13 protein-coding genes and 2 pseudogenes are annotated in these 15,201 nt (G+C 65.9%); 2 read left to right on the top strand and 13 right to left on the bottom strand.

Going from position 1 to position 15,201, the window contains the following annotated elements; genetic code table 11:
* Positions 1 to 48 precede the first annotated feature (48 nt).
* Positions 49 to 1,422, top strand: a complete 1,374-nt coding sequence (gene radA / locus ASG77_RS17475; RefSeq protein ID WP_056347843.1) for a DNA repair protein RadA — start codon at positions 49 to 51, stop codon at positions 1,420 to 1,422.
* A gap of 71 nt (positions 1,423 to 1,493) precedes the next feature.
* Positions 1,494 to 3,170: a sensor histidine kinase gene (locus ASG77_RS17470; protein ID WP_056347842.1), complete on the top strand. Its 1,677-nt coding sequence runs from the start codon at positions 1,494 to 1,496 to the stop codon at positions 3,168 to 3,170.
* Positions 3,171 to 3,180: 10 nt separating this feature from the next.
* Here ASG77_RS17470 and ASG77_RS17465 read toward each other — a convergent pair.
* From ASG77_RS17465 to ASG77_RS17405, 13 genes and pseudogenes are all read right to left on the bottom strand, one after another.
* A pseudogene (locus tag ASG77_RS17465) lies at positions 3,181 to 4,202 on the bottom strand (L-idonate 5-dehydrogenase).
* Positions 4,202 to 4,580 (bottom strand): annotated as a pseudogene (locus ASG77_RS22285) (SDR family oxidoreductase); the annotation flags it as partial. The pseudogenes ASG77_RS17465 and ASG77_RS22285, both read right to left, overlap by 1 nt.
* A 1-nt stretch (position 4,581) precedes the next feature.
* Positions 4,582 to 5,079, bottom strand: a 498-nt coding sequence (locus tag ASG77_RS22055) for an SDR family NAD(P)-dependent oxidoreductase (protein ID WP_156380374.1), incomplete at its 3' end; no start/stop codon positions are given.
* A gap of 102 nt (positions 5,080 to 5,181) precedes the next feature.
* A complete protein-coding gene (locus ASG77_RS17450; protein WP_056347838.1) occupies positions 5,182 to 6,123 on the bottom strand; it encodes a 2-hydroxyacid dehydrogenase in 942 nt (313 codons plus the stop codon).
* A 49-nt stretch (positions 6,124 to 6,172) separates the two neighbouring features.
* Positions 6,173 to 6,922 carry an SDR family oxidoreductase gene (locus ASG77_RS17445; protein WP_056347836.1) on the bottom strand — a complete coding sequence of 250 codons (750 nt, stop codon included), beginning with the start codon at positions 6,920 to 6,922 and terminating at the stop codon, positions 6,173 to 6,175.
* A gap of 80 nt (positions 6,923 to 7,002) precedes the next feature.
* Positions 7,003 to 8,343 (bottom strand): MFS transporter, encoded by a 1,341-nt coding sequence (locus ASG77_RS17440; protein ID WP_056347833.1) that lies wholly within the window; start codon positions 8,341 to 8,343, stop codon positions 7,003 to 7,005.
* Positions 8,344 to 8,391: 48 nt separating this feature from the next.
* On the bottom strand, positions 8,392 to 9,405 hold the full coding sequence (locus tag ASG77_RS17435; protein WP_056347832.1) for a biotin-dependent carboxyltransferase family protein: 1,014 nt from the start codon (positions 9,403 to 9,405) through the stop codon (positions 8,392 to 8,394).
* Positions 9,402 to 10,118, bottom strand: coding sequence for a 5-oxoprolinase subunit B family protein (locus ASG77_RS17430; protein ID WP_056347829.1), 717 nt, complete (start codon positions 10,116 to 10,118; stop codon positions 9,402 to 9,404). Before ASG77_RS17430 ends, ASG77_RS17435 begins: the two co-directional genes overlap by 4 nt.
* A 1-nt stretch (position 10,119) precedes the next feature.
* Positions 10,120 to 10,908 (bottom strand): LamB/YcsF family protein, encoded by a 789-nt coding sequence (locus ASG77_RS17425; protein WP_056347827.1) that lies wholly within the window; start codon positions 10,906 to 10,908, stop codon positions 10,120 to 10,122.
* 153 nt (positions 10,909 to 11,061) lie between these two features.
* On the bottom strand, positions 11,062 to 11,877 hold the full coding sequence (locus ASG77_RS17420) for an ABC transporter permease (RefSeq protein WP_056347825.1): 816 nt from the start codon (positions 11,875 to 11,877) through the stop codon (positions 11,062 to 11,064).
* Positions 11,878 to 11,879: 2 nt separating this feature from the next.
* Positions 11,880 to 12,800 (bottom strand): ABC transporter permease, encoded by a 921-nt coding sequence (locus ASG77_RS17415; RefSeq protein ID WP_082576128.1) that lies wholly within the window; start codon positions 12,798 to 12,800, stop codon positions 11,880 to 11,882.
* Positions 12,797 to 13,909 carry an ABC transporter ATP-binding protein gene (locus ASG77_RS17410; RefSeq protein ID WP_056347823.1) on the bottom strand — a complete coding sequence of 371 codons (1,113 nt, stop codon included), beginning with the start codon at positions 13,907 to 13,909 and terminating at the stop codon, positions 12,797 to 12,799. Before ASG77_RS17410 ends, ASG77_RS17415 begins: the two co-directional genes overlap by 4 nt.
* Positions 13,910 to 13,957: 48 nt before the next feature.
* Positions 13,958 to 15,046: an ABC transporter substrate-binding protein gene (locus ASG77_RS17405; protein WP_056347821.1), complete on the bottom strand. Its 1,089-nt coding sequence runs from the start codon at positions 15,044 to 15,046 to the stop codon at positions 13,958 to 13,960.
* Between the last annotated feature and the right edge of the window lie 155 nt (positions 15,047 to 15,201).

Raw genomic sequence — 15,201 nt, 5'->3', positions numbered from 1 at the left:
TCGAAACCCGGAGCCCGGATGTCGGTGCCCGCCAGTAGGGTGGAACCCATGGCAACAAAGACTTCCCGGGCGTCCAAAGCGCCGGCTTATAAGTGCGCCGAATGCGGTTGGACCACGGTCAAGTGGGTGGGGCGCTGCGGCGAGTGCCAGGCTTGGGGCACGGTTGAGGAAACCGGCGCCGCCGTAGCACGTACGACGGCGGCAACCACGGTTCTGGAGCCGGCCCGCCGGATTGCCGAGGTGGATGCCACCACGGCGGCTTTCCTGCCCACCGGCGTGGACGAGCTGGACCGCGTGCTGGGCGGCGGCCTGGTCCCGGGTGCGGTCATCCTGCTGGCCGGTGAACCTGGTGTGGGCAAGTCAACCCTCCTGCTGGATGTCGCGGCCAAGTTCGCCCGCACGGCGCAGGATGTCCTGTATGTCACGGGCGAGGAATCCGCGGCGCAGGTGAAGCTGCGAGCCGAACGGATCGACGCCGTCGCGGATTCCCTGTACCTGTCCGCCGAAACGGACCTGGGGCAGGCACTGGGGCAGGTGGAGAAGATCGAGCCGCGGCTGCTGATTGTGGACTCAGTCCAGACCCTCAGCAGCGCAGACGTGGATGGCAGCGCCGGCGGCGTCTCGCAGGTGCGTGAGGTTGCGGCGTCCATCATCGCGGCTGCCAAGCGCCGGAACATGACCACGTTGCTGGTGGGGCACGTGACGAAGGACGGGTCCATCGCGGGGCCACGGCTGCTCGAACACCTGGTGGATGTGGTGTGCCAGTTCGAAGGCGAGCGGCATTCCCGGCTCCGGATGCTGCGCGCGGTGAAGAACCGGTACGGGCCCACGGACGACGTCGGCTGTTTTGACCTGAATGAGAACGGCATCGAAGGGCTGACGGACCCCAGCGGGCTGTTCGTCAGCCGCACCAAGGAGCCGGTCTCCGGCACCTGCATCACGGTGACCATGGAAGGGCGGCGGCCGCTGCTGGCCGAGGTGCAGTCGCTGCTTGCCGAAAGCGCCAACTCGCAGCCCCGCCGGGCCACCAGCGGCCTGGACAGTTCACGGGTGTCCATGCTCCTGGCGGTGCTGCAGCAGCGTGCCGGCTGCCTGCTGCACAAGGACGATTCCTACGTGGCCACCGTGGGCGGTGTGAAGCTCAGCGAGCCCGCCACGGACCTGGCCGTTGCCCTGGCAGTGGCTTCGGCGAAGGCCCGCAAACCCCTGCCCATCCGGCTGATCGCATTCGGCGAAGTGGGCCTGGCCGGCGAGGTCCGGCCCGTGCCCGGCATCAACCAGCGCATCCAGGAAGCACACCGTCTGGGCTTCACCCACGCCGTGGTCCCTGCCAGCCATAACGGACCGGGGCCCGTGCCACCAGGCTTCTCCGTCCGGGAAGTGGAGCACCTTACGGAGGCGTTGAGCCTGCTGATCGGGTAGGACAGTTAGGCTTTCACAACGACCTTCAGGAAGCCGGAAGGTCATCACGGCTGTGTCTGGGGGACAGACTGATGAATCAAACGCAAGGAAATGGCTCGACGCCGGGCCAGGAACCGCGAAACGACGGTCTTCTCACGGGGAGGATCGACGCGTTCGCGGGTGGCCTCGGCGTCCGCGGCCGGGTGGTCATGAGCCAACTGCCCCTCACTGTGACGGTACTGCTTGTTGTGCTGGCCGCCGCCGTTTTCAGCCCGTCCACACTGGCTGAGCTTCAGTTCCGGATGGCGCTGCTGGCCCATGCCGCCATTTTCGCCGCCTGCCTGGCCGTGCCGTGGGAGAGGCTGCCGCCGGCGGCCTTCGTCATTATTCCGGTCCTTGACTGCCTTGCCATCGGCTTCACGAGGGAAACCGGAGGCCCTGCCTTCAACGTGCTGAGCCTGATGCTGGTGTTCCCGGTCATCTGGCTGTCCGTAGGCCGCCAGCGCAGCAGGGTGGTCCTGGCCGTGCTGGCAACAGTACTCGCCACAGTGGTCCCGCCCGCAGTGCTGGGCGGTGCACCTCCTGCGCAGGGGTCGATGATCCGCGTGATTTTCCTACCCCTCGTGCTGTCCGCGGTCGCCGTCACAGCGCACCTCGTGTCCGGAACCATCCACCGGCAGCGGACCGCGCTGGTGCTGAAGGACCAGGCACTTGCTGAAACGCTCGCCGGCAGCATGGACCGCCAACGGCTCCTGGACGCCGTGCTGGCCGCCGTCGGAGTGGGCGTCTGGGTGGTGGACAAGGACGGAAACAATGTACTGATCAACCGGGCCATGCGCGATGATCCGACGTTGGCCCGCCTGACCGAAGCGGAAAGCACTACCACCCTGCTGCTCAGCGACCGGGCGACGCCGGTGCCTTCGGGCGGGCTCCCCGCTGCCCGCGTTGCCCGGGGCGATATGTTCACGGACGAGCTGATCTGGGCAGGCGATGAAAAGGACCAGCGCGCCTTTTCCGTCAGCGCGCACGAAATTTGCTCCAGGGACGGAGCGCGCAGCGGCGGTGTCATAACGTTGGTGGACGTGACAGCCCTGATCACAGCGCTCGCCGCGAAGGACGACTTCGTTGGCACCGTCTCCCACGAGCTGCGAACGCCCCTGACGTCCATTCTCGGCTACCTCGAACTCGTTCTGGAGGAACCCGGGCATGAAGGGATCGAAGCCGAACTGCAGGTGGTACACCGGAACGCGACGCATCTGTTGGGCCTGGTGAACGATCTGATTGCGGTGGCCTCTGAACATGTGGACCTTTCGCTGCAGGAGGCCGACCTCGCCCGGCTCCTCGCCGACGTCGTCGATTTCACGCTCCCCCAGGCCGCCAACAGGGGACTTGAACTGGTCCTGGAGGTGGAGCCATCGCTCACCGCCCGGATGGACATCCCGCGGATCCGCCAGGTGGTCAGCAACCTGCTCTCCAACGCGATCAAATACTCTCCCGACGGCGGCCGCATCACCGCCCGGGCGCACCGCACCGGCACGGACCTCGTCTGCTCCATCTCGGACCCGGGGATCGGCATGAGCCAGGAGGACCAGGAACAGGCGTTCACCAAATTTTTCCGCTCCGCGCGGTCCCGCGAAACGGCCATCCCCGGGGCGGGCCTGGGGCTCCCCATCAGCAAGACCATCGTCGAGGGCCACGGCGGTTCCATGAGTCTGACCAGCGCTCCGGGCGCAGGCACCACGGCGACATTCGTCCTGCCTGCGTCCTGAACAACAGTTCTCAGGGCTGAAGCACTGCGCCTGCCGGTTGGAAGTTGAGGAGTACTTTTCCTGATGCGGCGGAGTTTTTGGCGGTTTCGAAGGCGTTGAGTCCTTGGCTGAGGGGGTATTCGTGGGTGATGACGGGGCCGATGTTCAGGGTGCCGTCGGCGAGGGCGGTGATGACGTCGTCGATCTCGTTGTTGAAGCGGAAGGATCCGCGCAGGTCCAGTTCCCGGGTGATGGCCAGGGAGATCAGGACCGGCTGGGGCCCGGTGGGCAGCAGCCCGACCATGACCACGCGGCGATCGCGGCCGTGTCCCCGGCCTGCAGGGTGTGATCCGCGCCGACGGCGGTGGCGATCTCCAGCGGTTTGGCATGGACGTCGACGGCGGTGATCCGGGCCGCGCCGGCACGTTTGAGGACCGCGACGGCCAGGGCGCCGATCGGGCCGCAGCCGATCACCAGCACACTCTTGCCGGCCACATCCCCGGCCCGGGCGACGGCGTGCCAGGCCACGGCGGCCGGTTCGGTCAGCGCCGCGGTCCGCAGATCAAGGCCCGCCGGAAGGGGCCGGAGCATCCGGGCGGGCAGGTTCACGTACCGGGCGAACGCGCCGTCGGTGTGCGGGAACCGGGCCGCACTGCCCAGATAGGTGCAGCCCGGGGAGAGGTTGGGCCGGTCCGCCGGCCACCGCACATCCCCCGCACCGGGGCCCGGGGTGGCCGGGTGGACCGCGACCGGGGTGCCCGCGGCCGGGCCGGTCCCGTCCGCCGCGGCCGCCACCACGGTCCCGGAAATCTCATGCCCCAGCACCAGCGGGGCCTTCAGGATGGATTCGCCCGCCGCCCCGTGCAGCCAGTAATGCAGGTCCGACCCGCAGATCCCGCCGTAGGCAACCTCGACCATGGCCTCGCCCGGGGCAGGTGCACCCAGCGGGACCTCCTCGATCCGCAGATCCCCGGCCGCATGCGCCACCACCGCCGCACCCGACACCGGCAGGGCTGTTGCTTGGGTCCCCTGAGCCACTGCTGAAGTGCCCATCAGACCACCACCGTCATTCCGCCGTCGATGAAGATCGTCTGCCCGTTCACAAAGTCCGACCCGTCCGAGGCCAGCCACACCGCCGGGCCGGCCAAGTCCTGGACCGTGCCCCACCGGTGCGCCGGGGTCCGGCCCAGGATCCAGGCGTTGAACTGCTCATCATCCACCAGGTTCTGCGTCATCTCGGTGTGGATGTAGCCCGGGGCGATCCCGTTGATCTGCAGACCGGAGCCCGCCCACTCCGCCGTCATGGCCCGGGTCAGGTTCCGCAACCCGCCCTTCGCCGCCACATACGGGGCGATCGTGGGCCGGGCCAGGTCCGTCTGCACCGAACAGATATTGATGATCTTGCCCCTGCCGCGCGGGATCATGTGCCGCNCCCGCCCTTCGCCGCCACATACGGGGCGATCGTGGGCCGGGCCAGGTCCGTCTGCACCGAACAGATATTGATGATCTTGCCCCTGCCGCGCGGGATCATGTGCCGGGCCGCCTCCCGCCCCACCAGGAACGCGCTTGTCAGATCCGTCCTGATCACCCGCTCCCAGTCCGCGACATCGAGCTCCAGCATCGGCACCCGGTGCTGGATCCCGGCATTGTTCACCAGGATCTGCAACGGCCCCACATGCTCCTCCACCCACGAAACACCCCGGGCCGCCTCGGCATCACTGGTGACATCAAACGCGACACTATGGACCCGCCCCGGCGCGAAGTCCGCGGCCATCGCCACCTCGGCAGCCTTCAACCGCTCCGCACTAATCCCGTTCAGCACCACCGTCGCCCCGGCCCCGGCCAACGCCCGCGCCAACGCGTTGCCAATCCCCCGGCTCGAACCCGTCACCAGGGCAACCCGCCCCGTCAAATCAAAAAGTGTATTCATAGTTGAGCAGCTCCTTCGCCGCGGTTTGTGCTGTTCGGCGCTGTTCTGGGCGCGCTGGTTGTTCCTGGCCGTCCACGTTGGGACGGCCGTTCGCGCTGCTCCCTAGAAGGGGCCGTTCTGCACGAGGTTGGCCGGAAGGCGGCCAGCCGCCAGCGCTTCCAGCTGCTGCGACAGGAGCCTAACGATCCGTGGTTCGAAGGCGGACGCGTTGCCCCCAATATGGGGCGTGATCAGTGCGTTCGGCGAACCCCACAGCGGGTGGTCAGCCGGGAGCGGTTCCGGATCCACCACATCGATGGCGCACTGCAGCCGGCCGGACGTGACTTCCCTGGTCAGCGCGGCCGTATCCACCACGGCTCCCCTGCCCACGTTGACCACGAGTGCGCCGTCCGGCAATGCTGCGAGGACCTTCTCCCCGATCAAGTGGTGCGTCTGGTCACTCAGGGGCAGGACTGAAATAAGGATGTCGTGGCTGGCGGCGAGTTCTGCCAGTTCGGAGGACGCGTGCACGTGCCCGTGGTCGTCGTCGCGCGCGGCGCTCCCCACCCGCGTCACTGTCACCTCGAAGGGTTCCAGGCGCTTTGCTATCTCCTGCCCGATGCCGCCGACGCCGGCCAAAAGCACCCGGCGGTCGGCGAGGGACTGGCGGCGCTCCGGCCGCCAGGCCGCCTGCAGTTGATCCCTTACCGCCTGGTCAATCCCCCTGAGCTTGGCAAGGATGAGTCCCACCGCCAGTTCCGCTGTGGCCGCAGCGTGGACTCCGGCGGCACTGGACACACCGGCCGCCGGACCAGCGGCTTCCCGGACACCGTCAAAGCCCGTGGACTGGGTCTGGACGAACTTGAGCGCCGGAACGTTGGCCAGCGCGGGCAGCACCGCCCCGGCGTCGATGTAAGGCAGGATCACGGCGTCGATCTCATCCAGGGTCCCTCCCTGGGGATCGGACCGGAGGTCCCAGACGACTCCCCGAAGCCCGCCCGGGAGCGGCTCCAGATCGGCGAGGAGCTGCTGGTCGGGGAAACTGACCGTACGGATGTTGCGCATCAGGGGACCTATCGTTCTCTGCTGTTGTCGGTGCGGGGACGGTTGCTGGTCAGCGGCGGTCGAAGGTGAGTCCGCCGGGGACCTGGAAGGTGGGCATCAGTTCCAGCATGCCGACGTTCACGTGCTGGGGCGTTTCGACCGCGTAATCCAGCGCGTTGACGATGTCGTCAGTCGTGAGGGACTCATAACCCTCGTAGTACGTCTTCCATGCTTCCTCCATGGCTTCGGGGGTGCCGCCCATGTTCCGGCCGAAGATCTCGGTTTCCACCCGACCGGGGCAGATCTCCGTGACCCTGATCCGCTTGCCCACGGTATCGTTGCGCAGCTGCCGGGAGACCTGGTGCACTGCCGCCTTGGTGGCGTGATAGACGGTGTGGCCATAGAAGTTGTAGACGCCGGCGATGGAGCTGATGTTGACGATGTGGCCCTTGTCCCGCTCCACCATGCCCGGAAGCACCAGGCGGGTCAGCTGAAGAAGGGAGCGCAGGTTGACGTCCACCAACTCGTCGATGTCGTCTTCGCTGGAGTCCAGGATGTTTCCGGGGCGGGAGACGCCGGCGCAGTTGACGAGCACGTCCACCTCCAGGCCCTCCACGGCTGCGGTCAGTGCGGCAGTGTCCGTGAGGTCGACGGCGTGCGGGATGGCTCCGGTGCGGTCCGCCAGTTCCTGCAGGCGTTCTTCGTTGCGGGCGAAGGCATGTACTTGGAGTCCACGTTTGGCCAGGCGTTCAGCGATGGCGGCGCCCATGCCGGTGGAGGCGCCGGTCACGAGGGCAGTTGAATAGTCTGAAAATGACATGGAAGTCTCCAATGAGTGGGGTTGGCAAAGAAGGACGGGCTTGGGCGCGGGGGCCAAAGCCCCCCGGCTCGGTGAGTGATTCAGGCGTCCCGGAGGGGCAGGTGCGCCCGGTCTTTGACCGTGCTGACGGCGGCAAGGGTGCCCAGGGCGGTGATCACGGCGTAGAACGCCGGCATGTAGATGTTGCCGGTGGAGGAGATCAGCCAGGTCATGAGCAACGGCGCCGTGCCGCCGAAGAGAGCCGAGGAGACGTTGTACCCGAGGCCGTAGGCCGAGTACCGCACCCGGGTGGGGAACAGTTCGACGATCAGGATGTGGATGACGGCGGTGTGGCCGGCGAAGACCACTGCCATGATGCAGGCACCCAGGATGGCCAGTGCCATCTCGCCGGTGGCGATGAGGGCGTACGCCGGGATTCCGACGACGGCCATCGCGATTGCGGAGCCTGCGATGACTTTTTTGCGGCCGACGCGGTCGGAGAGGGCACCCATGAACGGGATGGCGATGCAGATGACAACCAGGCTGCAGGCAGTAACGAGGAGTGCTTCGCCGATGGTGAAGTTGAGCTGCTTCCCCTTGAGGAACGTGGGCATGTAGGAGAAGAGGACGTAGTAGCCGGAGCCGTTCATGAGCGGGATGAAGAGGGCCAGCAGCATGGCACGGCGGTGTTCAGCGGACTTGAAGGCTTCCTTCAGGGGGTTCCTGGACAGTCCACCCTCTTCTTTCAGCTTCACGAAGTTGGGGGTGTCCGCGATGGCCTTGCGGATGTACCAGCCGATGACGCCCATCGGGATGGCGACGAGGAACGGAATGCGCCAGGCGAACGAACCAAACCCGCCGCCGTCGATCGCTGCTGCGGTGAGCCACGGGGACATGGAGAACGCCACGAGAGTGCCGGTGAGCAGCGCCGCGAAGGAGGCGATCTGTGCATAGGAGGTGATGATGCCGCGTTTGCCTTCCGGGGCATGCTCGGCGAGGAATGTCATGGCGCCGGCGGCTTCGCCGCCAACGGAGAAGCCCTGCAGCATGCGGAGCAGCACGAGCAGTATCGGGGCGGCGACGCCGATTGCCGAGTAGGCGGGCAGCAGGCCAATGCCGGCCGTCGCCACACTGATGAGCAGGATGACGAAGACCAGCAGTTTCTGCCGGCCGATGCGGTCCCCCAGGAATCCGCAGACCACGGCACCCAGGGGGCGCACGAAGAAGGACACGGCGTACCCGGCGAATACAAAGAGGAGGGCGTTGTCCGGGTTGCCGGGGGCCAGGAAGACCAAGGCAAGGGTTCCGGCCATAAAGGCGAAGATGCCGTTGTCGTAGAGTTCCACGAAGATGCCCACACAACCGGCGGTAACCACCTTCCGGGTTTGCCTGGCATCCAGGCGGTCGTTGTGCGGACCGGCCGCTCGCGTTGACGTTGACATCTTGATCCTTACTTGTTTCTGATGACTGGGGCGGGACATAACGGGGTCTCAGGTTCCGGACGCCGGTAGGAGTTCCCGCCAGCTTGCCGGGGCTCCCACACCCAGTAAGCCAAAGACTGTATTTACTGACGTGCGCAGCGCCTCGAGTTCACGCATTGCAGCACGGTGCCGCGCAGTGGCCTCGGCCACTGTGGTCTTGCGGAACCGGATAGTGTGCCCGGGCCTGGCCTGGGCCAGGACATCCAGTGATCGGCTGGTGACGACGCCGAGCACGGGGTAGCCGGCTGTCACGCCTCGGCCCCGGTGAAGCACCAGGAGCTCTTCCCGGGACGGGACCTCGATTGCCCCGACCGGAACGCCCCTGGAAAGGACTTCCGCTGTTGACTGCCGTTCCGGAAGCGCCCCGCCGAGGCGGAGGCCGATGTGGTTGCTCCGTCCGCTCACGGTGTAGCTGGTGTTGAACAGGAGATCGGCGGTGTCGCCGAATTCGGCGATATCCGGTCCGTCGGTGACGTCGATGACCGGGCTGGCGCTGGTTCCGGGGCGGGTCAGTCCCAGCCGGAACAGTGGAAGATCAAAGTACGGCTGCCTGATCGGCGGCACGATTTTGCGGGCACCGAGGACTGTGCCTTCCGCAAGTTTCAGGCCGAACCCGACGATGGTGTCCGGCGCGCAGCTGCCCAGCAGCATCGGGGCGTCCAGGGCGCCGTGGACGGCGATGTAGGCGCGCAGCCCGGTGTTCATGCCGCGCAGGGCCACGGTTTCGCCGGCAAGGACCGATACCGGCTCCCACTGGGGACATTCGCGTCCGCCGACGGTCAGGGGCAGGGGTGCACCCGTGACGGCGATAAGCAGGTCTGAGTCTGCCCGCATCCGGAAGTCCAGTGCTGTGACTTCGAGGAGGGGATCGTTGTCCAGGTTGCCGGCCAGGATATTGGCTGCCCGTGCAGAGAACTGGTCCAGCGCTCCGTTTACGGGGAGCCCATACCGCGGCCCCTTGAAACGGCCGAGGTCTGTGACGACGGAGTGGCCGGCCTGCTGGATGGTCAGGGTCCCGCTCATGCGGATGCCTCCAGTTCAAGGCCTGCAAAGCGATCGAATTCGTCGGCCGGCAGCTCGTGGAACCGGAGCAAGTCTCCGGGCATGTACGGCGCCAGGGGCTGCTTGTCCGGGTTCAGAACGGTCAGCGGCGTTTGGCCGATCACGCACCACCCGCCGGGAGCGGAGGCCGGTGCGATCACTGCCTGCCGGCCGGCGACGGAGACAGCGCCTGCGGGCACGGAAAGCCGGGGGTCCTTGAGCCGGGGTACGGGCAGGGGGAAGTCCGGGCCGTCCATCATGGGCGATCCGGCCGGGGCCCCCAGGCAACGGATGACGTAGGACTTGGCCGTGTGGAGGGCGATGATCTCGGCAACGGATAGTCCCTCGTGGTCCGCAACCTTCTGGAGGTCGGGTCCGTACGTGCCGCCGTAGACCACGGGGACATCGAACTGCCGGGGCGTGCGGGCCGGGGTGCCGACGTAATCCAGCTGGCGCATGCCCAGGAGGACAAAGGCCCTGATCTGTCGGGCTGATGTGACGTAGGGGTCGAACTCCACCAGCACCGAATCGTAGGTGGGAACCGCGCCGTGTACACCGTCGACGTCGGCCGTCTCAAGCCAGGCCGCCAGGGCGTGGACCGCGGCCCAGTTCCGCTCCCGGTCAGGGGAGGTGGCGACGACGCGGAGGGCGGCGTCGCCTGATTCGTGTACCTCGATAGGGATTGCAGCGGTCATCTCAGGCGGCTTCCGCTTTGGCCGCGAGCACCTGGGGCAGCGGGGCGATGGTCACGCCGGCCGCGGTGAGCTCCTTGCGGATGAGGCGGGCCAGGTCCACGGCGCCCGGGTTGTCCCCGTGCAGCAGGACCGTGTCCGCGACGACGGGGAGCCTTACTCCCGACGCCGATTCGATGATCCCTTCGCACACCATGCGGATGGTGCGGTCCACGATGGTTGCCGGGTCATGGATGACGGCGCCGGGCTGGCTGCGCGGCACGAGTGTTCCGTCGTCCTCGTACGCCCGGTCCGCGATGCCCACGATGGCCACGGGCAACCCGCGGCCGGCGGCGGCCTGGGCAAGCTCGCCGTCCTGGGCCAGGACGATCAGGTCCGTGCGGAAGCGGCTGGCGGCATCGGCGACCGCGGTGGCGTAATCCTGGCGGGTGGCGACCAGGTTGCCCAGCCGGCCGTGGGGGGCGATGTGGGCGACGCTGGTGCCGTGGTAGGCGGCGAAGGCGGAAAGGGCTCCGAGCTGGTAGAGCACGTCGTTGCGGACTTCAGCCGCGGTGAGGTCCATGGCGCGCCGTCCGAAGCCCCGCAGGTCCGGGAAACTGGGGTGTGCACCGATGCTGACGCCGCGCCGGACGCATTCTGCAACGGTGCGGTCCATGATGTCCGGATCGCCGGCGTGGAATCCGCAGGCGATGTTCGCGCTGGAGACGATTTCCAGAAGTGCGCTGTCATCACCCAGGGAGTAGGCACCAAAGCCTTCACCGAGATCTGCCACAAGATCAACCGTGCGACCCATAGTGTGTGCCTTCCTTCGTGGTGTTCTGAGCTGTTGTGCCCCGTGGAGGCCGGAATCTCTTCAAAAAGTCTGGCACCGTGCACTGCCCCACACAAAGACGTAATCCATGTCACGGGATAGGCCACGGTTATGACCCGGGCCTATCCCGGGCGTCTAGCGCAGGGCTTTGCGCAGGCCCATGACACGCTCAACGACTACGACGACGGCGAGGGAGATCAGGATGAGGATGACGGACAGTGCCGCCACGGCTGCGTCGGCAGAGTTCTCCACGTACCGCAGGACCTGCACGGGCAGCGTCGGCAGCCCTGATTCGGCCACAAACAGCGAGATGACTGCTTCGTCGAAGGAGACGATGAACGCTATGACGCCGCCGGCGATGACCCCGGGCTGGATGATCGGCAGGGTGATCCGCCGGAAGACGGTCCAGGACCCTGCCCCGAGAATCCTTGCCGCCGCCTCGCAGGACGTGTCGGTGGTGGCCAGGCTCATCAGCGTTGTCCTGATCACGAACGGGATAGTGATGGCCACGTGGCCGATGATGATGCCGGTGTAGGTGTTGTTCAGGTTCAGCGGACCAAACAGCAGGACCATGCCGAGCGCCAGGACGATGCTGGGGATCAGCAGCGGCGAGAGGAAGAATGACTGCACCGCTGCCTTGGCTTTGAACTCAAACCTGTCCAGGGCCAGTGCCACCGGAACTCCGAGCGCCAAGACGATGGCCGTGACGATCACGGCGACTATGAGGCTGACCCGCATGCCGTTCACGAAGGTGCTTTCCTCCGGCAGCATCTCGTACCACTTGAACGTCAGGCCCTCCGGCGGGAAGGACAGGTACTGGTTGGAGGCGAACGAGACAACAAAGACGATCAGCAGCGGCGCCAGGAGGAACAGGTAGAGCAGGAATACCAGGATCCCGAACGCGGGCTTGGCCGGGTTGAACCGCGGCTTGAACAGGCGGGCCTCGGACATGGCTAGCCTCCGATCTTTTTGGTAAGGCGCTGGTACACGGCGATGATCAGGCCGAACAGGACCAGCAGGATGACGGAGAGTGCTGCCGCGAACGGCCAGTTGAGCAGTCCGGTGGTCTGATCGTAGATTTCCGTGGCGAGCACCTGGACACTGCCGCCGCCGAGGAGGCGCGGGGTGATGAACGTGCTGATCGACAACACAAAAACCAGCAGGAACGCCGTGAGGATGCCGGGCAGGCTCAACGGCAGAGTCACCCGGGTGAAAACCTGCAGCTTGCTGGCGCCCAACGATCCGGCGGCTTCTTCCAGCTGCGGGCTGAGGCGCCCAAAGCCCGAGATCATCGCGAGGATTGCATAGGGCATAAAGATCTCCACCAGGCCGATGGTTACGCCGGTCATATTGTTGGTCAGCTTGAGCGGCGTATCGATCAGGCCCATTTCGTTCAGCGTGGAGTTGACCAGGCCGTTGGTGCCCAGGATGACCATCCACCCGTAGGTCCGCACAACCGCCGAGGTCAGCAGGGGTGCGATGGCGACGGCGATGAGCAGCCCGCGGTATTTGCTGGTGCTCCGGGCGAGGAAGAGGGCCACCGGGTAGGACACCAGGACGCAGAGCAGTCCCACGGTGACACCCATCTGGAAGGTGTCCAGCGTGACCCGCCAGTAGTACGGATCGGTCAGCGGCTGGATATACGTGTCCAGCGTGAAGGTTTCCTCTATGACACCGTCCGGCGCACCCTTGTTGAAGGACATCCGGACCATGTAGGCCAGCGGGAAAACAAAGCTGACCACGAGTCCGAGGACGCCTGGTATCAGGAGGGCGAGATAGGTCCGCCGGTTGCGGCGTCCTGTGGACTTTTCCAGCTCGCCTTCAGCCGCGCCGGCCCGGCGGGCAGCGGGGGCCTCGGTCTGGGTGACGGTCACGCTGCCGGCTCTTTCACTGGGGTGGGCAGCAGGTAGGCATCCTGCTCGTTCCACGAAAGATAGGCTGCATCGCCGGCACGGGGCAGGTCGCCGCTGGACGTGGGCATCTGGGCCTGCAGGACGCGGTCGCCCGCCTTGACAGCTACGGAGAGTGCATCGCCGGTGTAGTTGACCCGTTCGATGACGCCCGCAATGGTTTCGGTCCCGGCCGGCTGCAGGGACACCCTGAGCCGGTGGGGGCGGATGACGAGTTCATGCGTGGATCCGGTCAGGCCGGGCGCGCCCACCGCACCGAACTGGCCGAGCCCGTCGATTGAGACCCGGTAGTGGGTTTCGCCCTTGGCTGCGGAACCCGTCTCGGAAAGGACCCGGGCGTTGAGGAAGTTCGCCTGGCCGATGAAGTTCGCCACGAACCGCGTCCGCGGCCGTTCGTAGACGTCGGTGGGCGACCCGAACTGTTCGATCAGGCCGCCGTTCATCACCGCGATGCGGTCGGCCATGTCCAGCGCTTCGTCCTGGTCGTGCGTCACGAACAGCGTGGTGGCCCGGGTCCGCTGCTGGATGGAGCGGATCTCGGTCCGCATCGTCTCGCGGAGCTTGGCGTCAAGGTTGGACAGGGGCTCGTCGAGGAGCAGGAGCGTGGGCTCCACGACGAGGGCGCGCGCCAGGGCGATGCGCTGCTGCTGCCCGCCGGACAGTTCCTTGACCTGCCGCTTGGACAGGTGGCCGAGCTGGACCATGTCCAGCGCCCCGGCCACCCGGCGTTTCTGCTCGGACTTTGAGGTCTGGCGCATCTGCAGCCCGAAGGCCACGTTCTGTTCCACGTTCATGTGCGGAAAGAGGGCGTAGGACTGGAAGACCATGCCCATGCCGCGCTTGTTCACAGGGGTGTGGGTGATTTCCTTGCCATCCACCACGATGGAACCGGCGGTGGGGTCCATCAGGCCGGCCACCATCCGCAAGGTGGTGGTTTTGCCGCAGCCTGACGGGCCGAGGAGCGCCACCAGGTGCCCCTCCTCCACCTCCATGTTCAGGCGGTCGACGGCCGGGTCAAGACCGGCTGCGTATCTCTTGGTCAGATCCACGATCGACAGTTTTGATTCAGTCACGATTTCAGTTCTCCTGAAGCAGGTGGGGGAGGGGCACCGTGGGGACGGCTACTTGGTGATGATTTGGCGCTTCCAGGTGTCAGTCCACTTGTCCCGGGCGGAGGACAGGAACTCAACATCGAGGGGGACGATGTTCAGGGAGCCGTCGGTGGGAACCACGCGGTCCTTGACGTCCGCCGGCAGGTCGGCGTTGGTCACCGACGGGGCGTAGAAGAGAGCCTTGGCGAAGGCGGTCTGCGCTTCGGCAGAGAGCGCATAGTCAACGAACGTCTGGGCGGCAGCCTTGTTGGGCGCATCCTTGACGATGTTGACGGTGTTGATCTGATAGACGGTGCCCTCCTTGGGGAAGGTCACACCCATCTTCTTGTTGCTCTGATCGCTGTAGAACTGGCCGCGGGCGTTCTGTCCCAGTCCCAGTACCGTCTGGCCGGTGATCACGTTCTGGTATTCGTCCGGGTTGGGGGCGAACGTCTGGACGCCCGGGGCCATCTCCTTAAGGCGGGCAACCGCCTTGTCGATGCTCTGGGTGTAGTCCTCGCCCTCCATCTTGGACGTGATCGCGGTCAGGGACAGACCCAGCAGCGACGGCGGAGCGTTGACGTTGATCTTGCCTGCGTAAGCCGGATCCCAGAGCACATCCCAGCTCTCAGGCGCCTTGGGGAAAGTTGCCGTGTCATAGAGCAGGCCAACCGCATCCAGCATAACTACCGGACCGAATCCGCCCTTGTTCTTGAACTGTTCAGGTACGTTCGCCAGGTTGGGCACCGCGGCGGCGTCGATCTTGTCGAAGAGTCCCTGGGTGTTGCCCGTGGTGGATACGGAGTTGTCCATGATGGCCACGTCAGTGGCCGGATTGTTCTTCTGGCCCTGGAGTGCGCTCAGCATTTCGGCGGAGGAGCGCTTGGAGGAGTAGTTGATCTTGATGTTCGGGTATTTGGCCTTGAACGGTTCGATCACGGCAGCCGTGTACTGGTCCTGCCAGACACCGGAATAGGCAATCAGGTTCAGCTCGCCCGACGTGGCGCTGGAGTCTCCGCCAGTGCTGGACCCTGCGCTGCCCCCGCAGCCGGTCAGCACCAGGGCTGCGGCTGTCGCGGCGGCAGCTAATGCGATTTTGCCTTTAGTGATAACTCTCATTTGAGTCTCTTCCTTAGTCAGGAGGGAATCCGTCGGATTCTGGAGGATGCTTCTAAAAGGTATGGAGCGTATATTTCGGGGACGTAAAAGAAAGCGACGCTTTCTGTAAACGGAGTGATTATGCAAAAGCCATATAGGGGCATCATCACCGCTTA

Source organism: Arthrobacter sp. Soil762, assembly GCF_001428335.1.
GTDB lineage: Bacteria > Actinomycetota > Actinomycetes > Actinomycetales > Micrococcaceae > Arthrobacter.
The sequence above is the reverse complement of the archived record's forward strand: the minus strand, read 5'-3'. Positions and strand labels throughout refer to the sequence as shown.